Raw genomic sequence first — 18,106 nt, forward strand, 5'->3', positions numbered from 1 at the left:
TCTCTCTCGTTCGATGGTGTCGGTCAGTCCGTCAGTCGGTGCTGGTCGCGAAGGCGTGGACCAGCGCTTTGATGCGATGTGCGTAGTCGTCGAGGTCGTCGAGGTGGACGTGCTCGCCGGGGGTGTGCGCGCCGTTCGCGTCGAGCCGGCCCGGGCCGCACATCGCCACGTAACGGCCGGGCGCCGGGGCCCAGATGGCGTCGCAGGTGAAGGCCGAACCGTCGGCCATCCCGTCGTGGCGTACGAACCCTGCCCGGCCCAGAAGGAGTTCGGCCTCGGCGTCACGGTTGTCGAGGGTCGGCAGGCCCCGCTTGAGCCAGTCCAGCCGTACCGTCCGCCGCCAGTCCCGTACCGTGCGCCGGTTGAAGGGGTCCTGGGCGTGGGCGGCGGTGAACTCGCTGCGCGCCTCCTCCAGCAGCACCTCCAGCGAGGCGGCGAGCAGCTCGGCCTGTTCGGCGGAGGGGTAGGCGATATTGAGGAGCAGCTCCCCGCCGCCGTACACCCGGTTGTGCGCATGGCCGGTGTGCAGGCCCGCGACGCACAGCTTCGCGCCCATGCCGTGCGCCAGCGGGCCGAGCCTGCGGGCCAGGAAGTCCGCGAGGAAGCCCAGGGCCACGGTGGCGTTGTGACCGTCGCCCGGGTGGTCGTCGGTGGAGTCCTCGCCCCTCACGGTGATCCGCGGCGTCATCGCCGCCGTGCACGCGTCCATGAAGCGGCCGCCGGTGGGCTCGGCGAAGACCATCAGCCGCCCGGTGTATCCGGCGTCGACCAGGGCGCGGGTGCCGTACGTTCCCATCGCCCCGCCCTCCTCGCCGGGCACCGAGGCGATCTGCACCTCGATCCGGCGGGCCAGCGACGGGTCCTCGGCGAAGGCGGCGGCGACTCCGGCCAGCGCCGCGACGCCGGGCCCCTTGTCGTCGACGGCGCCCCGGCCGTACAGCACCCGGCCGTCCAGACGGGGCGCCACGTGCGGTCCTACGGTGTCCATGTGGAAGTTGATGACGAGCCGCCGCTCCTCGGGCTGCGGGGCCCCGAGCGCCACGACGGCCGACGGCTGGCCGGCCAGGAAGCCCGCCAGATCCCTGCGGGCCGCCTCGCGCACCGGTGCGGGCACCTCGGGGCGCTCCAGGAGCTCGGGCTGCGGGGCCTCGTGGAGCACGGCCTTGAAACCGCGGGCCTCGGCGCCCGCCACGAACACCCGCTGGGCGCGGGCCGCGCCGTCGAGCGGGCCGCCCTCCAGCGGGGAGACGGAGTCGACGTCCATCAGCTCGGTCAGCCACTCCAGGTCGTCCCGGGTGAGAGTGGTGGCGGGCTCGGCGGCCTTGGTCCGCTCAGACATGGGAAGCCTCCTTCTGGATTCCGAGGAGCTGGGTGAGGGCCCGGGCGTAGGCCCGGTATCCGGCGGCCAGTTCGGCCGGGTCGCCGGCCACGCCGAGGTGCGGAATGCGGGCCAGATGGGGTTCGAGGCTGTACCAGCCGCGGTAGCCGTACTCCTCCAGCAGCCGTACGCACTCGGTGAGCCGGACCGTGCCCTCGCCTGGCAGGGTGAACTCGGCGGCGCCGTCCGCCCGTACGAACCCGTCCTTGATGTGCACGTGGTCCACCCAGGGCAGCACCCGCTCCAGGAACTCCACCGCGTCGTAGCCGTACGCCAGACCGTTGCCGGTGTCGAAGAGCAGCCGCAGCCGCGGGCTGCCCACCTCCTCCAGCATCTGGACGGTCTCCTCGGCACCCTGGCCCGCCCAGCCCTGGCAGTTCTCGTGCAGCAGGGTCACCCCGAGGCGCTCGGCCTCGCGGGCGAGGACCCGCATCCGGCGCAGCGACTCCGCACGCCACTCGGCGGCGGGGCGCCCGTCGCCCGGGTACGACATCACGCGCAGCCGGTCGCACCCGAGGAGGGCGGCGGCGTGCGCCGAGGCTTCGAGTACGGCCAGTTCGGCGTCCAGGGAGGTGGCGACGGTGGTGGACCAGTTGCCGACCGGGGTGTCCACGACCGGCACCGTCAGCCCGGCGACGATGGTCCTGCGGGCCACATCGGCGGCCTCGCCCGGCGGCAGCTCGTGCAGTGCGCGACCGCCGTCGACGGTACGCAGCTCAAGTCCGGTCAGGCCGAGTTCGTGGTGGATGGTGAGCTGCTCGGTGAGGCCGGGGGCGGCCTCGTCGCCGATGCCGCACAGCCGGGCGTACTCGATGCTCTCGGCGGGACCGGTGGTCACGGCGCTCACCGCCCGGCCGCGTAGAACCGGGTGACCGCGTCCACGACCCGCTCGGCCGCGCCGGGCGCCATCTCGGGATGGAGCGGCAGGGCCAGGGCTTCGCGGCTCAGGCGCTCGGCGACCGGGAAGTCGCCGGGGCCGTGGCCGAGGTGGGCGAAGGCGGGCTGGAGGTGGAGCGGGCGCGGGTAGTAGACGGTGGTCTCGATGCCCTCGGCGGCGAGGTGGGCGCGGAGCGCGTCGCGCTCCTGGGCGCGGACGACGTACGTATAGACGGAGCGGCCGTCGAATCCGGCGGGCGGCGGCAGCAGCGCGGGAGCCAGCGGCCGCAGACCGGTCTCGTAGATGTCGGCGATACGGCGGCGCTCGGCCTGGAGGCGGTCGAGGTGCGGCAGCTTGCGGAGCAGGAAGCCGGCCGTGAGCTCGTCCATGCGGCAGTTGAAGCCGACCAGCTCGTGGTAGAAGCGCTTGCCGGCGGGCTGGCCGTGATTGCGGAGCATCCGGGCGGTGCGGGCGAGCTCGTCGTCGTCCGTGACGATCATTCCGGCGTCGCCGATGCCGCCCGACGGCTTGGCGGGGAAGAAGGAGTAGACACCGGCGTCTCCGTGCCGGCCGGCCGGGCGGCCGTCGACGCTCGCGCCGAGGGCGACGGCACTGTCCTCGACCACGCGCAGACCGCGGCGGCCGGCCAGCTCCGTGAAGGCGGCCATCTCGGGGGAGTTCGAGAAGAGATACGCGGGCAGCAGGGCCCGGGTGCGGTCCGTGACGGCGGCCTCGGCGGCGGCCACATCGAGCAGCCCGGTCTCGTAGTCCACATCGGCGAAGACCGGAGTGGCGCCGCGCAGAGCGACCGTGGAAGCGGTGGAGATGAACGAGAAAGCCGGGGTGACGACCTCGTCGCCGGCACCGATTCCCATCGCGGTGAGGATCACCGTCAGGGCGCCGGTGCCGCTGGCGACGGCGACGGCGTGCGCCGCCCCGGTGCGGCGGGCGACCAGGGCCTCCAGCTCTTCCACCCGGGACTTGAGGATGAACTCGTCGCTCTCGGCGACCTCGCGGAAGACCTCGACGATGTCGTCGGTCCAGTTGTCGAACCGGGACGACCAGTCGAAGTAGGGGACGGTCTGCGGTGAGTTGGCGGTCACGACTGGTCTCCGTAGAAGGCGTGAAGGAGTGCGCAGACCCGGTCGGCCTGCTCGTCGGCCAGGTCCGGGTAGAGCGGCAGGGCCAGGGCCCGCCGACTGGCGGCGGCGGCCACCGGGACCGGGTGGCGGGCGCCGTCCAGCGGGGCGAGTACGGGCTGCTCGGTGAGCGGGCGCGGGTAGTACGCCTCGGTGCCCACCCCGTGCGCGTCCAGGTAGGCAACCAGCTCGTCGCGCCGGTCGCACTCGATGAGATAGACGTAATAGACCTGATTGCTGGGGGACTTGGCGGGCGCCATCCAGGGCGTCGTCACCTGCGGTGCGAGCGGGGCCAGCGCCCGGTCGTAACGGGCGGCCAGCTCCGAGCGCCGCTCGATCTCCTCGCTCAGCCGCTCCAGCCTGTGCAGCAGGAAAGCCGACTGGAGCTCGTCGCAGCGGCTGTTGTAGCCGACCTCGTGGTAGAGATACTCGCCGTCGGTGTCCTGCCCGTGGCACCGCAGCCGGCGTGCGTGCCCCGCGATGTCGTCGTCGTTCGTCAGCAGCATCCCGGCGTCGCCGAGCGAGCCCAGGGTCTTGGTCGGGAAGAAGGAGAGCACGCCCCCGCTTCCCCACAGCCCCGCGTGGATGCCGCCGGCCCGCATGTCGATGCCCTCGGCGCTGTCCTCCAGTAGCAGCAGACCGCGGCGGTCGGCGAGCTCCCGCAGCGCCTCCATGTCGGCCATCTGCGAGAAGAGATGCACCGGCATGATCGCCTTGGTGCGCTCGGTGACGGCGGCCTCGGCGCGCTCCGGGTCCATGGCGTACGAACCGGGCAGTACGTCCACCAGTACCGGCTCGGCACCCACGTGCAGCACCGCGGAAGCGGTCGCGAAGAAGGTGTACGCGGGAACGATCACCTCGTCGCCGGGGCCGATCCCCGCCGCCCTGAGCAGGATCACCAGGGCGTCCGTGCCGTTGGCGACGGCGATCGCGTGCCGTGCGCCGGTCCGCTCCGCGACGGCGGCCTCCAGCTCCGCCGTCACCGGGCCCGAGGTGAACCGTCCCGATGCGGCGACCTCGCGGATCCGGGCCTCAAGTCGGGGCCAGTCGCGGCGTACGGACTGTGCGCCGCTGAAGAAGGGGATGGGGGCGGTCGTGGCATTCATCGGGTGGCCGCCTTCAGGGACGAGATCAGCCCGGTGGTGGCCCGGAGCCGCCCCGCGGCATCCTTCGCCTCGCCGATCCGCTGCAGCAGCGCGCTGCCGACGATCACGCCGTCGGCCCTGCCGTGCAGCGCGGCGACATGCTCGGGGCGGGAGATGCCGAAACCGACGGCCATCGGGACCTCGCACACCGACCTGACCCGGTCCAGATAGGCGGGCACGCCCGGGTCGAGTTCGGCCCGTACGCCCGTGACGCCGTTGGCGGCCAGTACGTACAGGAAGCCGCGGGAGGCGGCGGCGGACTCGGCGATCCGCTCGGTGGAGCTGCCGGGCGCCGCGAAGAAGACCTGGCCCAGCTCGGCGGCCTCGGCGTTCTTCACCCACTCCGCGCCCTCGCGGGCCGGCAGGTCGGGGACGACGAAGCCGTCGGCCCCGGCGGACTTGGCGTCGTCGTACAGCTGCGCCAGTCCGTAGCGCAGGAAGGGGTTGCAGTAACCCATCAGCACGATCGGCACCTCGACACCCGCGGCGCGGGCCTCGGCGACGATGTCGAGGGTGGCGGCGGCGGTGGTGCCGGTGTCGAGCGCGATCTGTCCGGTCGCCTGGATGACCGGGCCGTCGCCCAGCGGGTCCGAGAACGGCACACCCAGCTCGATCACATCGGCGCCGGCCTCGGCGGCCGCGGAGATCAGGCCGACCGTCTCGCCGAGGTTCGGGTAGCCGGAGGTCAGATAGGCGACCAGGGTGGTCTCGCCCTTGATGCGGTTGTCCGCGAAGGTCTGCTCAAGCCGCTTCATTGCGGAGCTCCTCACGCTGCTGGAGGGCGGCCATGGCGGACGTCAGGTCCTTGTCGCCGCGGCCGGAGAGGTTGACGAGGATGGTGGAGCCGGGCCCGTACTCGCGGGCGATCTTCAGGGCTCCCGCGACCGCGTGCGCGGACTCCAGGGCCGGGACGATGCCTTCCTGTGCGCTGAGCGCGGCGAAGGCGTCGAGTGCCTCGTCGTCGGAGGCGGAGATGTACTCGACCATGCCGGTGTCCTTGAAGTGGCTGTGCTCGGGGCCGACTCCGGCGTAGTCGAGGCCCGGCGCGATGGAGTGGGTGAGCTGGATCTGCCCGTCGTCGTCCTGGAGGAGGTACGTCCGGGTGCCCTGCAGGACCCCGGGGTCGCCGTAGAGCAGCGGCGCGGCATGGCCGCCCTGGCCGCACTTGCCCTCGCCCGCCGCCTGTACGCCGACCAGGCGGACCGGGTCGTCGAGGAAGGCGCTGAACATGCCGGCCGCGTTGGATCCGCCGCCGACGCAGGCGACGACCGCGTCGGGCAGTGCGCCGTTCTCGTCGAGGAACTGGGCGCGGGCCTCGCGCCCGATGACCGACTGGAAGCCGCGCACGATCGTCGGGAAGGGGTGCGGTCCGACGACCGAACCGAGCAGATAGTGGGTGGTGTCGGGGTGGGCGATCCACTCGCGGATCGCCTCGTTGATGGCGTCCTTGAGGGTGGCCGTACCGAGGTCGACGAGGCGGACCTTGGCCCCGAGGAGCTTCATGCGCTGGACGTTGGGGGCCTGCCGCTCGGCGTCGACCCGGCCCATGTAGACGGTGGCGTCGAGGCCGAGGTACGCACAGGCGGCGGCGACGGCGACACCGTGCTGGCCGGCGCCGGTCTCGGCGATGATGCGCTTCTTGCCGAGGCGGCGGGCGAGCAGCGCCTGCCCGATCGAGTTGTTGATCTTGTGGGCGCCGGTGTGGGTGAGGTCCTCGCGCTTGAGCCACAGCTGCACGCCGTTCTCGGTGGCCCCCAGCCGCTGCATCGGGGTGATCGGCGTGGGCCGCCCGACGAACATCTTGAGCAGCCAGTCGAGTTCGGCGAGGAACTCCGGGTCGGCGAGCGCCTTCTCGTACTCGGCCTCCAGCTCCTCCAGGGGACCGACCAGGGTCTCCGCGACGAACTGACCGCCGTACTCTCCGAATCGGCCGTTCACGATGCCACCTCCAGAATGGGAACCCCGGTGTACGACCGCACCTGGCGGGCGGGGGTCGGGCTGCTGAGCAGGGACTCGCCGATCAGTGCGGCGTCGAAGCCGTGCGCGGCGATGCGTTCGATATCGGGGCGGCCCGAGAGGCCGCTCTCGCTGACGGTGAGGACACCGCGGGGGATGTCGCGGCGCAGCCGCGCGGAGTTGTCGAGGTCGACCGAGAAGGTCGCCAGATCGCGGTTGTTGATCCCGACGATCCGGGCACCGGCGGTCAGCGCGCGGTCCACCTCGTGCTGGGTGAACGTCTCGACGAGGGCGCCGAGGCCGAGGCCGTGGGCGGTCTGTACGAGGTCGCGCAGCAGGGCGTCGTCGACGGCCCTGACGATGACGAGGACGGCGTCCGCGCCGCTGTCGTGGGCGAGCTGGACCTGGCGGATGTCGACCAGGAAGTCCTTGAAGAGGACGGGGACGGTGATGTCGGGGTGTTCGGCGACGGTACGGACCAGCTCGGGCGAGCCGCCGAAGTAGGGGGTGTCGCCGAGCACGGAGACGGCGGCGGCACCCCCGGCGACGTACTGCCGGGCGGTCGGGACGGCCAGTACCGGATCCAGCAGGTCTCCCTTGGAGGGGGACTTGGGCTTGATCTCGGCGATGACGGACACGTCCGGGCCGCTCAGCGCGGCGGCGAAGCTGCCGGGCACGACGGGGTGGCGCCGGCCGCGCGCGGCGGCATCGGCGGCACGGGGGGCGCTCCAGGCGGCGCGCTTGGCGGTGATGATCTCGTCGAGGTGCATGGTGGTCACTCCTTTCAGTTGCGGTGGTTCGGGGCGTACGGGCGTGTGGGCGTGCGGGTTACAGCGCCGCCGGCTGCAGGCGGCCCGCTGTCGTTGCCGCCGCCAGGCCGGTCGCCAGGGTCTGCGCCCTGCCGTCGGAGACGGCCTCGCGGGCCAGAGTCAGGCCGTCGCCCAAGTCCTCGGCCAGACCGGCCAGATGGAGCGCCGCGGCCGCGTTGAGCAGGACCGTGTCCAGCAGGGGGCCCGCCGCCGCGCCTGCCAGGACCTGGCGGGCGAGCGTCTCGTTGCGGCGCGGGTCGCCGCCTGCCAGGTCGGTGCGTCCGGCCGGGCGGACCAGCAGGTGGGCGGGGTCCACGTCGAAGGAGGCGACCCGGCCGTCGTCGACCGCGAGCACCCTGCTCGCGCCCCGGGTCGTCAGCTCGTCGAGTCCTTCGGCGCCCAGGACGACCCAGGTCTTCCGGTACCCGAGCAGGGACGCCGCCTCGGCCAGGACTTCCTGGTCGCGCCGGTCGGCGGTGCCGATCAGCCGGCCGTTCAGCGGTACGGGGCTGGCGAGCGGCCCCGACAGGTTGAACAGGGTGCGGAAGCCCAGCCGGCGGCGCAGCGGTGCGATGCGGCGCAGCGCCGGGTGCATCGACGGTGCGAAGAGGAAGGCGAAGCGGTGCTCGGCCAGCAGCTCGGGGATGCGCTCGCCGGCGTCGATGTCGATGCCGAGCGCCTCCAGCAGGTCGGCGCTGCCGCACCGCGAGGTCGCGGCCCGGTTGCCGGTCTTGGCGACCGTGGCCCCGGCGGCGGCGGCGATCAGCCCGGCCAGCGTCGAGATGTTCACCGAGTTGCTGCCGTCCCCGCCGGTGCCGACCACGTCGACGGCGGGCCCGGTCCATGCGACCGGCCGGGCCGCGGCGACCACGGCCCGTACCGCTGCCGCCACCAGCTGGGCGGAGACGCCGCCGGTGGCCAGCGCGGTGAGGAAGGCCGCCGCGTCGACCGGGTCCGTCGACGCGGCGAGCAGCGCGGCGACCGCCTGGGTGGCCGCCTCCTCCGGCAGCTCCCGGCCCGCGACGACGTCACGCGTCGCGGCGGTCAGCACCCCGGTGCCCATCAGAGCACCGCCACATTGCTCGCGGCGGAGAGCCGGTTGTGGGTGTCCAGGACCACCGGCGGCACGCCCCACAGCACATCGTCCTCGAGCCCGCGCACCGGCGTGACGAGGACCGCCGCGTCCTGCTGCGCCAGCTCGACCGCCGTCCAGCCGGCCGCGGGCACCGCCGCGCCGTCGATCTCCAGCTCGGGCACGAGCGGGTCGTGGTACGAGACCTGGGCGCCGGCCGCGCGCAGTCCGCGCACGATGTCCAGGGCGGGGGCGTTGCGCAGATCGGCGACGCCGGTCTTGTAACTCACCCCGACGAGCAGCACCTTCGCCCCCCGCAGGGACCGCCCGCGCCGGTCGAGCAGAGCGCCGAGACGTTCGACGACCTGCTGCGGCCGCTGCTCGATGCGCCGGTGGGCGGCGGCGACCAGTTCCATGTCCGTACCGGCGCGGGCCGCGGCCTCACGCAGGAAGAGCGGGTCGACCGGTATGCACTCGCCGCCGACGCCCGGGCCGGGGTAGTGGGCGAGGAAGCCGTACGGCTTGGTGGCGGCGGCGTCGATGACCTCCCGTACCGGAATCCCCAACTCCTGGCAGAGGTCGGAGAGTTCGAGGGTCAGGCCGATATTGACCAGCCGGAAGGTGTTCTCGAAGACCTTGGCCAGCTCGGCGACCTCCAGGCTCGACACCGGCACCACCGTCCGGCAGACCTGCCCGAACAGCAGGGCCGCGCGCCGGGTGCACTCGGGGGTGAGCCCGCCGACCACCTTCGGGGTGTTGGCGAGGTTCCAGCCGTTCGTGTTGGCCGGGTCGACGCGCTCGGGCGCCATCGCCACATGGAAGTCGATGCCCGGCTCCAGGCCGGTGCCTGCCACGGCGGCCGCGACGGCGGCCGCGGTCGCGCCCGGCGGCACCGTGGACTGGACGACCAGCAGCATCCCGCGGCGCAGCAGCGGCGCCACCGAGGCGAGCGCGGCGTCGACGTAGTCGAGGTTCGCCTGCTGGGAGCCGGTGACCGGGGTGGGCACGCAGATCATCAGTACGTCCGAACCGGCCAGCTCGCCGGGCTCGGTGGTGGCGCTCAGCCGGCTGTTGACCGAGGCCAGTTCGGCGTCGCTCACATCCGGCAGGTACGACTCGCCGCGCATCACCTGCGCCGCACGGGCCGCGTCCGTGTCCAGACCGCGCACCGGGAACCCGGCGGCGGCGAAACCGAGGCCGAGCGGCAGCCCGGTGTAGCCGAGTCCGACGATCCCCACCCGCAGCGTCCGGCTCTCCACCAGGCCGTCGAAGGTGTCGGTACCGGGCCGGCGGACCAGTGCGGGAACGAGTACGTCAGTCATCGTGTTCTCCCCTCAAGTTGCTATAAATAAGGGCCGTTGGCGTGATCAAGTAGGCCAGTCGGCAAGGGGGAGCACCCAGACCACTAAGTGGGGGATGGAGCAGACCAGATGGCTTGGCACTTGGCGGTCCAAGTGGACCGGGACTCGGCGGTGTCGCTCACGACGCAGCTCCAGGACGCCATCAAGGGCATGGTCGAGGACCGGGTGCTGCACCCCGGGACCCGGCTGCCTTCGAGCCGTCAGCTCGCCCAGGACCTGGGGCTTTCCCGCAGCGTGGTGGTCGAGGCGTACGAGCAGCTGATCGCCGAGGGGTACCTCGACGCGGTACGCGGATCGGGCACCCATGTCACCCGCCAGCTGCCCGAGGGCGCCGGTTCCCCCTCGCTCCTGGACCCCCGGCCGGCCCCTGCGGTCCGTTGGGATCTGCGCGTCGGCATCGCCAACCTGTCCAACTTCCCACGGCAGGAGTGGCTCAGCTCCTATACGAAGGTGCTGCAGAACGTGGGCCGCGAAGGCGTGGACTACCCGCCGGTGGCAGGCATCCCCGAGCTGCGCAATGAACTCTCCGGCTACCTGGGGCGGGTGCGTTCGGTCCGTACCGAGCCGGCCCATGTGATGGTGACGGCGGGCTTCGCCCAGGGCCTCGCTCTGCTCTGCTCCTCGTTCCAGCATCTGGGCATCCATGAGCTGGCCATCGAGGAGCCGGGCCACAACAGTCAGCGCCGCTTCATCCTGGACACCGGTATACGCCCGGTTCCGGTGCCGGTCGACGAGGAGGGCCTGGTCGTCGAGGAGCTGGCCCGTACCGGTGTACGGGCCGTTCTTGTCACCCCGGCCCATCAGTTCCCGACGGGCGTCACCATGTCGGCCAAGCGCAAGGAGGAGCTGCTGCGCTGGGCGGAGGAGGTGGACGGCTGGATCATCGAGGACGACTACGACGGCGAGTTCTGGTTCGACCGCCAGGCCAGGCCGCCCGCGGTGCAGGACGGTGACCCGGAGCGCGTCATCTACGCCGGGACCACCAGCAAGGTGCTGGTGCCCGGGCTGCGGCTCGGCTGGCTGGCGATCCCGCCCAAGCTGTTCCCGCTGATGGACCGGGTCCGTTCCCGGCAGGACCAGGGCTCGGACACCCTCACCCAGCTGGCGTTCGCCGACCTGATGCACGGTGGCCTGCTCGACCGCCACCTGCGCCGGGTCCGCTCCCGGTACCGCTCCCGCAGCGAGGCGATGGCCGCGGCCGTACGGGAGCATCTGCCGGACGCCAGGATGAGCGGTTCGGCGGCCGGTCTGCACAGCTATGCGCTGCTGCCGCAGGGCACCGACGAAGCCGCCCTGGTCCAGGGGGCGTTGCGCCGCTCGGTACTGGTGCGCGGCGGCCAGCAGTTCAGGTTCGGCGGCCCGGCCGGCCGCCCCGCGCTGCTGCTGGGTTACGGATCACTGCCGCTGAGCGGGATTTCGGAGGCCGTCGCCGCGATCGGCGAGGCGTACGACGAACTGCGCTGAGGCGGCCGGCACAGGCACCCGGGGGCGTTGCGGGGGTGTTCGGGCGAGCTGACCGACGCGGTGCTGTGTGCTGAGCCCGGGGGCCGGGGCGGCGTGGCGGACGGGTCCGCACACGCGAGAGCCCCCCACCGGTGCGCGGTGCGGGGTTCTCGGTCCGTGAGGTGCCACGTCGCTACGAGTCCGTGGAATCCGGGGAGTTGAGGGCGATGGCTCCGGCGGGGCAGAGGCCGACGGCCATCCGGGCGGCGGCCCGGTGCTCGGGGGCCGGCGCGGGGTGCAGGAGCACCACCAGGCCTTCCTCGTCGTCCTGGTCGAAGACCTCGGGAGCCGTCAGGGCGCACATGCCGGCGCCGGCGCAGCGGTCACGGTCGACGCTGAGACGCAGCGGCTCCATGGGGTATCCCCTGCTCGAAGAGCTTGGGGAAGGGTCGCTCATGGGCTACTCCTTGTCCCAGGTGACGGGCAGGCTGATCACGCCGTAGATGTTGGAGCAGTCGCGCAGCGGCACTTCCTCGGGCGGCACCGCGAGGCGCAGGGTGGGGAAGCGGGCGAACAGCGCCGGGAAGGCGACGGTCATCTCGACGCGGGCGAGCTGCTGGCCGAGACACTGGTGGGCGCCGTGGCCGAAGGCCAGGTGACCGGTGGCCTTGCGGTGGATGTCGAGCCGGTCGGGGTCGGGGAACTTGTGCGGGTCGCGGTTGGCGGCCTGCACGGAAATGGTCACCGTCTCGCCCGCCCTGATCAGCCGGCCCTCCACCTCGACGTCCTCGAGCGCCGATCGCGGAATCGGGTCGGCCACGGTGAGGTAGCGAAGCAGCTCCTCCACGGTCTGCTCGGCGAGGCCCGGGTCGGCGCGCAGGGCCTCGAGCTGGTCGGGGTTGCTCAGCAGGGCGAAGGTGCCGAGGCCGAGCATGTTGGCGGTGGTGTCGAGACCGGCGGCGAGCAGCAGCCCGCCGATTCCGGCCAGTTCCTCGTCGGTGAGGTCGGAGGTGGTCAGATCGCTGAGCAGGTCGTCGGTGGGCTCGGCGCGCTTGGCGAGGACCAGTTCGTTCAGGTACTGGAGCAGCGCCGTATAGGCCTCGCCCTTCGCCTCCGCATCCGCCGTCTGGTCGAAGATGGTCGCCACCTGGCTCTGGAAGCGCTCCCGGTCGGCGTACGGCACGCCGAGCAGCTCGCAGATCATGAGCGCGGGCACGGGCTGCGCGAACGCCTCCACCAGGTCGGCCGTGGGCCCGGCCTGCTCCATGGCGTCCAGGCACTCGGTGGTTAACTGCGCTACTCGGTCGGCGAGTTGACGCATGCGGCGGACGGTGAACTTACCGGTGAGCAGGCGCCGGTAGCGGGTGTGCTCGGGGGCGTCGAGGCCGATGATGTCGCCGGTCGGCGCCGGCGGCATCTCCTCCGGCATGCCTGCCATCGGGAACGGCGGATGCATGAGTTCGTAGCGTGAGCTGAAGCGCGGGTCGGCCAGGATCGCGCGGGCCGCGGCATGGCCGGTGACCAGCCGGCCCACGTGTCCGTCGGCGTAACGCATGCGGCGCAGCGGCTTGTCGCTCAGCGCGGTGAGTTCGGCGGGCGGGTCGAAGGGGCAGCCGGTGCGCCGGTCGGTGGGGAGGGTGGGCGGCTCTTCGGCGGTGGTGTCGGCGGCCGTCGGGTCGTACGACATGGGGGTCCTCCTGCGATCGTCGGGCGGGGTGTGCTTGCCTGTCTCGCTGGGCTCAGCAGGTGATGGTCAGCGTGTGACGGTGCGGTTGAAGGTGGAGCGCGACCAGAGGTAGCCGACCAGGGCGAGCCCCGCGCACCAGGCGAGGGCGATCCAGCCGTCGTTGCCGATCGGGGTGCCGAGCAGGAGGCCGCGCAGGGTCTCGTTGATCGGGGTGAAGGGCTGGTACTCGGCGAACCAGCGCAGAACGGTCGGCATGGAGTCCGGGGTGACGACCGCGCTGCCGAGGAAGGGCAGGAAGGTCAGCGGCATCGGGGCGTTGGACGCGGCCTCGATGGTCTTGGCACCCAGGCCCATCGCAGCGGTCACCCAGCTGAGCCCGAAGGCGAGGAAGAGGAGCAGGCCGATGGCGGCGATCCACTCGACGGGCGAGGCGTCGGGGCGGAAGCCCACCGCGAAGGAGGCTCCGATGATCAGGACGAGGATCGCCGCGGCCTGGATGACGCTGGCGAAGACATGGCCGGTGAGGATGGATCCGCGCGAGATCGACATCGTACGGAAGCGGTTGACGATGCCTTCCGTCATGTCGGTGCAGACGGAGATGGCGGTCGTGATGGCGCCGGAGGTCACGGCCATCAGGATGATGCCGGGCACCACGTAGTTGGTGTAGTCGCCGCGGCCGGTGCCCCCGATGCCCGTGCCGAGCGCGCCGCCGAAGACGTACACGAACAGCAGCAGCATCACGATCGGCATCATGACGATCATGACCGTCATCGACGGGTAGCGCAGCATGTGCTTGAGGTTGCGGCGCAGCATCGTCATGGAGTCGCGCAGCGCGTACGAGCGGGTCGGCTTGGCGGGCTTGGCCGGGGAGAGGGTGACGGTGCTCATCGGTTCGACTCCTTCTGGGCGGTCGCGGAGGTGGCGGTGGGGGCGTTCTGCTGGCCGGTGAGGGTGAGGAAGACGTCGTCGAGGTCGGGGGTGTGCACGGTGAGCGACTCGGCCTGCACCTCGGTGGTGTCCAGGACGTCGAGGACCGCGCGGAGGTTGGTGATCGAGCCGTCGCTGGGGATCTGCAGGGTGAGCGACTCGTCGTCGCGGGTGGCGACGCCGAAGAGATCGGCTGCCTTGTCGAGGTGGGCCGCGTCGGCGAACTGGACGCGGATGTGGCCACCGGGGATCAGTCGCTTCAGCTCGGCCGCGGTCCCCTCGGCGACCAGCTTGCCGTGGTCCAGCACCGCGATGCGGTCGGCGAGTTGGTCGGCCTCCTCCAGATACTGCGTGGTCAGGAAGATGGTCACGCCCTGGTTCACCTGGTCCCGGATGAGCTCCCACATGACGCGGCGGCTGCGCGGGTCGAGGCCGGTGGTCGGCTCGTCGAGGAAGATGATCCGCGGCGAGCCGACCAGCGTCATCGCCAGGTCGAGCTTGCGGCGCATACCGCCGGAGAAGGTGGCGACGTTTTTGCGGGCCGCCTCGGTCAGCTCGAACCGCTCCAGGAGATCGGCGGCGCGGCGGCGGCCCTCGCGCTTGCTCAGGTGGTGCAGGTCGGCCATGAGGAGCAAGTTCTCCTCGGCGGTGAGCAGTCCGTCGACGGCAGCGAACTGTCCGGTGACGCCGATCTGGTGGCGTACCTCGTCGGCGTCGGCGACCACGTCGTGGCCCGCGATCTGCGCCTCGCCCCCGTCGGCCGTGATCAGCGTGGAGAGGATCTCCACGGTGGTGGTCTTGCCGGCGCCGTTGGGGCCGAGCAGGGCGAAGATCGTGCCCTCGGGGATCCGAAGGTCGATTCCGTCGAGCACCACCTTGTCGCCGTACGACTTGCGCAGGCCGATCGCGGAGATCGCGGCTGCTCGCGTGGTGGTGGACACCTGGGTCGCGGTGTTCATGGTGGGCGGGCCTTTCTGCAGGGAATCCGGGGACGGACGGAGGCGGCCAACCGGCCGTGGCGCTCAGGTGGCGCATGTCTGGCGCAATTCACGGGGTGCTGTGCCGTGCTTGCGTCTCTATGATGGTACATCTATGGCGCCATTGCGAGCCGAAGTGGCGCCATTCTTTTCATTCATGCCGCGTTGCCCCGCCTGACCTGCGTAGATGTACGTCACGAGATGGCGCCCCCGTACCGATCAGGAACCGGTACGGGGGCGCCATCGTGGTGCCATCTTGCGGAGCCCACTCAGCCGACGAGGGTGCTCTCCCGCCGCGAGTGCGGTGCGGAGTGCTCGTGCTGGTCGAGCGTCTCGCCCTCGACATCCACCCGGGGCAGGATCCGGTCCAGCCACTTCGGGAGCCACCAGGCGGACTCGCCGAGCAGGGCGAAGAGCGCGGGCACGATCGCCATGCGGACGATGAAGGCGTCGAAGAGGACGGCGATCGCGAGGGCGAAGCCGATCATCTTGATGAAGTCGTTGTCCTCCACGATGAAGCCGGAGAAGACGCTCATCATGATGACCGCGGCCGCGGCGACGACCCGGCCGCCGTGGCGGAAGCCGTCGACGACCGCTTCGGCCGGGCGTGCTCCGTGGACGTACGACTCACGCATCCGGCTGACCAGGAAGACCTCGTAGTCCATCGCGAGGCCGAAGACTACGCCGATCATGAAGATCGGCATCGTGCTCATGATCGGGCCGGTCTGCTCGATGCCGAGGACATCCGCGAACCAGCCCCACTGGAAGACCGCCACGACGGCGCCGAGCGCCGCGGCCACCGAGAGCAGGAACCCGAGGGCCGCCTTGAGCGGGACCAGGATGGAGCGGAAGACCACCATCAGGAGCAGGAAGGCGAGGCCCACGACCAGGCCCAGGTAGGGCAGGAGCGCGTCGTCCAGGGTCTGCGAGAAGTCGATGAACATCGCCGTCTGGCCGGTCACCAGGATCTGGGACGCGTTGCTCCGCTCCAAGCCGTCGGCGGTGTCGCGGAGTTCGCGGACCAGCTCCTCGGTCTTCTTCTCGGTCGGGCCGGTCTTCGGGATGATGTTGATGATCGCGGTGTCGTCCGCCTTGTTGCCGATGGCGGGGGAGACCGAGGCCACGCCGGGGTTCCGGGCGAAGACCTTGCCCGCGGAGTCGGCCGCCTTCGTGGCGTCCTCGGCCTGCACGGTGATCATCAGGGGTCCGTTGAACCCGGGCCCGAAGGACTCCGACAGCATGTCGTACGCCTTGCGCTGGGTGGTCTTCGTCGACATCGAGCCCTCGCCGGGCTGCCCGAGTTCGAGGCTCGTGGCCGGTACGGCGACCGTGCCGAGGCCGACCACGCCGATGAGCAGGACGGCCACGGGGTGGCGCAGGACGTAACTGGCCCAGCGGGAGCCGAGGTTGGGCTTGTCCTTCTTGGTGAGCTTGGCCGCGCGCTTGGCGGCCTTGCGCTGCTTGCCCTCCGACAGCGGCTTGACGGCGTACTGCAGGCGCCCCTTGCGAGCCATCACCTTGACCGGCGCGAAGCCGAGCAGGGCGGGGACCAGGGTGATCGCGACGAGCACGGAGACCGCGACGGTGCCGGCCGCGGAGAGGCCCATCTTGGTGAGCATCGGGATGTTGACGACGGCCAGTCCGGCGAGGGCCACGATGACGGTCAGCCCCGCGAAGACGACCGCCGAACCCGCGGTGCCGACGGCCCGTCCTGCGGCCTCTTCGGGGCTGCGCCCCTCGGCGCGCTCGGCGCGGAAGCGGGAGACGATGAACAGGGCGTAGTCGATGCCGACCGCGAGGCCGATCATCATCGCGAGGGTCGCGGTGTTGCCGGACAGGCCGAGGGCGGAGCCGAGCGCGGTGATGCCGGAGATGCCGATGCCGACCCCGATCAGCGCGGTGATCAGCGGCATTCCGGCCGCGATCACCGAGCCGAAGGTCAGGACGAGGACGATTGCGGAGACCAGGATGCCGATCTGCTCGCCGGTGCCGCCCATCGTCTGGTCGATCTTCACAGCGTCACCGCCGGCCTCGACGGTCAGTCCCGCCTTGTCGGCCTTCGCGATGGCCGCGTCGAGCGCGTCGTGCGCCTTGTCGCCGACCTCCTTCGCGGAGACCTTGTACGTCACCACCGTGTAGGCGGTCGTACCGTCCTTGCTGATGCTGATCTCGGCGGTCTTGTAGGGGTCGGAGGCGCCCACCACCTGCGAGGAGGACGTGCCCAACGCGGCGACGAGGCGGCCGACTTCGGCCCGCTGCTCGGGGGCGGTGATCTTCTGGCCCCAGGGGGCCCGGACGACGACCCGGGCGCTGGCGCCGTCGGCGCTCGCGTCAGGGAACTTCTCCGTCAGCAGGTCGAAGGCCTCCTGCGACTCGGTGCCCGGCATCGAGAACGTGTCGGCGGGCGGCGTCGGCGCGGAGGAGGCGGCAAAGCCCACGCCGCCGAATATCAGCAGCCAGAGCAGTAGCGTCACCCCCCGGCGCCTGAAGGCGAGGCGGCCCAGTCTGGAAAGGAACGTAGCCACGGTGGGACTCCCGTTGGGTCGGTCGTGTGGTCGTTTGAGTGGTCGGTGATCGGCATCCGGGCAGCACGGAATGGCGCCATGGCGGCGCATGGGTTGTGTCTGGCTGGGTGCACGAGTGGTGCTGGAAAGCGCGCGGGGAACGGTCAATCCCCGCGTTGCCATCATGGCATAAGTGTGGCGCCATTTGCGAGCCAAAGTGGCGCCATGACTTCGGCCGGGGGCCGTCAGGGGCGGCGGCGGCTGCAGGGCGAAGCTCAGCAGGCGCGCGGCATCCCGGAGGGCAACCGGATCCGTACGGCGCTGCTCGCGGCGGTCAGCCACGACCTGCGCACGCCCCTCGCCGGCATCAGGTCTGCGTCACGTCCCTGCGCTCGGAGGGCGTGCACCGGTCGGACGAGGATCGGGCGGAGCTCCTGGAAGGCATCGAGGACGGCGGACTGCCTGGGCCACCTGGTCGGCAACCTCCTCGACGTGTCCCGCCTGCAGGCCGGCACGGTCGCCCCGCTCATCCGCGAGGTCGACCTCGACGAGGTGGTCCCGGCGGCGCTCGGCGGCGTACCGCTGGAGAGCGTCGAACTGGACATCCCGAGAACCTGCCATGGTCACGGTCGACAAGGGCCTGTTGGAGCGGGTCGTCGCCAACGTCGTGGGGAACGCGGTGAAGTACAGCCCCAACGCCGAGCCCGTGCCGGTCGCAGCCGGCACCCTCGGCGAGCGAGTCGAGGTCCGTGTCGTCGTGTCGTCGACCGCGGCCCCGGCGTCCCGGACGATGCCAAGGACGCATCTTCGAGCCCTTCCAGCGCTACGGCG

15 protein-coding genes and 1 pseudogene are annotated in these 18,106 nt (G+C 71.5%); 2 read left to right on the forward strand and 14 right to left on the reverse strand.

The window, feature by feature from the left end:
* Nucleotides 1-31 precede the first annotated feature (31 nt).
* The 9 genes from J7I98_RS30325 to J7I98_RS30365 are packed head-to-tail and all read right to left on the reverse strand — an operon-like array spanning nt 32 to nt 9,698.
* The gene (locus J7I98_RS30325) at nt 32-1,339 is read right to left on the reverse strand and encodes a M20/M25/M40 family metallo-hydrolase (protein WP_214928237.1); all 1,308 of its coding nucleotides are present in this window, start codon (nt 1,337-1,339) and stop codon (nt 32-34) included.
* The gene (locus J7I98_RS30330; RefSeq protein WP_214928238.1) at nt 1,332-2,216 is read right to left on the reverse strand and encodes a sugar phosphate isomerase/epimerase; all 885 of its coding nucleotides are present in this window, start codon (nt 2,214-2,216) and stop codon (nt 1,332-1,334) included. The genes J7I98_RS30325 and J7I98_RS30330 overlap by 8 nt, the downstream gene beginning before the upstream one ends.
* 5 nt (nt 2,217-2,221) lie before the next feature.
* On the reverse strand, nt 2,222-3,358 hold the full coding sequence (locus J7I98_RS30335; RefSeq protein ID WP_214928239.1) for a DegT/DnrJ/EryC1/StrS aminotransferase family protein: 1,137 nt from the start codon (nt 3,356-3,358) through the stop codon (nt 2,222-2,224).
* Nucleotides 3,355-4,500: a DegT/DnrJ/EryC1/StrS aminotransferase family protein gene (locus J7I98_RS30340; RefSeq protein WP_214928240.1), complete on the reverse strand. Its 1,146-nt coding sequence runs from the start codon at nt 4,498-4,500 to the stop codon at nt 3,355-3,357. The genes J7I98_RS30335 and J7I98_RS30340 overlap by 4 nt, the downstream gene beginning before the upstream one ends.
* Nucleotides 4,497-5,294: a tryptophan synthase subunit alpha gene (gene trpA / locus J7I98_RS30345; RefSeq protein ID WP_214928241.1), complete on the reverse strand. Its 798-nt coding sequence runs from the start codon at nt 5,292-5,294 to the stop codon at nt 4,497-4,499. The genes J7I98_RS30340 and trpA overlap by 4 nt, the downstream gene beginning before the upstream one ends.
* Nucleotides 5,281-6,477 carry a tryptophan synthase subunit beta gene (gene trpB / locus J7I98_RS30350; RefSeq protein WP_308378000.1) on the reverse strand — a complete coding sequence of 399 codons (1,197 nt, stop codon included), beginning with the start codon at nt 6,475-6,477 and terminating at the stop codon, nt 5,281-5,283. The genes trpA and trpB overlap by 14 nt, the downstream gene beginning before the upstream one ends.
* Nucleotides 6,474-7,265 (reverse strand): indole-3-glycerol-phosphate synthase, encoded by a 792-nt coding sequence (locus J7I98_RS30355; protein WP_214928242.1) that lies wholly within the window; start codon nt 7,263-7,265, stop codon nt 6,474-6,476. The genes trpB and J7I98_RS30355 overlap by 4 nt, the downstream gene beginning before the upstream one ends.
* Before the next feature lie 58 nt (nt 7,266-7,323).
* Nucleotides 7,324-8,367, reverse strand: coding sequence for an anthranilate phosphoribosyltransferase (gene trpD, locus J7I98_RS30360; RefSeq protein WP_214928243.1), 1,044 nt, complete (start codon nt 8,365-8,367; stop codon nt 7,324-7,326).
* The gene (locus J7I98_RS30365) at nt 8,367-9,698 is read right to left on the reverse strand and encodes a nucleotide sugar dehydrogenase (RefSeq protein WP_214928244.1); all 1,332 of its coding nucleotides are present in this window, start codon (nt 9,696-9,698) and stop codon (nt 8,367-8,369) included. Before J7I98_RS30365 ends, trpD begins: the two co-directional genes overlap by 1 nt.
* A gap of 108 nt (nt 9,699-9,806) precedes the next feature.
* Here J7I98_RS30365 and J7I98_RS30370 point away from each other — a divergent pair, with 108 nt between their 5' ends.
* Entirely contained in the window at nt 9,807-11,201 is a 1,395-nt protein-coding gene (locus J7I98_RS30370; RefSeq protein ID WP_214928245.1) for a PLP-dependent aminotransferase family protein, read from the forward strand.
* Between the two features lie 172 nt (nt 11,202-11,373).
* Here the strand turns inward: J7I98_RS30370 and J7I98_RS42355 are convergent, their stop codons facing one another.
* The 5 genes from J7I98_RS42355 to J7I98_RS30395 all read right to left on the reverse strand — a co-directional run bounded on the left by J7I98_RS42355 (nt 11,374) and on the right by J7I98_RS30395 (nt 17,296).
* A complete protein-coding gene (locus J7I98_RS42355) occupies nt 11,374-11,595 on the reverse strand; it encodes a ferredoxin (RefSeq protein WP_214928294.1) in 222 nt (73 codons plus the stop codon).
* Between the two features lie 45 nt (nt 11,596-11,640).
* Nucleotides 11,641-12,867, reverse strand: a complete 1,227-nt coding sequence (locus J7I98_RS30380; RefSeq protein ID WP_214928246.1) for a cytochrome P450 — start codon at nt 12,865-12,867, stop codon at nt 11,641-11,643.
* Nucleotides 12,868-12,933: 66 nt separating this feature from the next.
* Entirely contained in the window at nt 12,934-13,755 is an 822-nt protein-coding gene (locus J7I98_RS30385) for an ABC transporter permease (RefSeq protein ID WP_214928247.1), read from the reverse strand.
* Complete coding sequence (locus J7I98_RS30390) at nt 13,752-14,753, reverse strand: ATP-binding cassette domain-containing protein (RefSeq protein ID WP_214928248.1); 1,002 nt, start codon at nt 14,751-14,753, stop codon at nt 13,752-13,754. Before J7I98_RS30390 ends, J7I98_RS30385 begins: the two co-directional genes overlap by 4 nt.
* A 287-nt stretch (nt 14,754-15,040) precedes the next feature.
* A complete protein-coding gene (locus J7I98_RS30395) occupies nt 15,041-17,296 on the reverse strand; it encodes an MMPL family transporter (RefSeq protein ID WP_214928249.1) in 2,256 nt (751 codons plus the stop codon).
* Between the two features lie 204 nt (nt 17,297-17,500).
* Between J7I98_RS30395 and J7I98_RS43035 the strand changes: the two are divergent.
* Nucleotides 17,501-17,728, forward strand: a pseudogene (locus J7I98_RS43035) (histidine kinase dimerization/phospho-acceptor domain-containing protein); the annotation flags it as partial.
* Nucleotides 17,729-18,106 lie beyond the last annotated feature (378 nt).

The organism is Streptomyces sp. ISL-98, assembly GCF_018614055.1.
GTDB lineage: Bacteria > Actinomycetota > Actinomycetes > Streptomycetales > Streptomycetaceae > Streptomyces > Streptomyces spiramyceticus.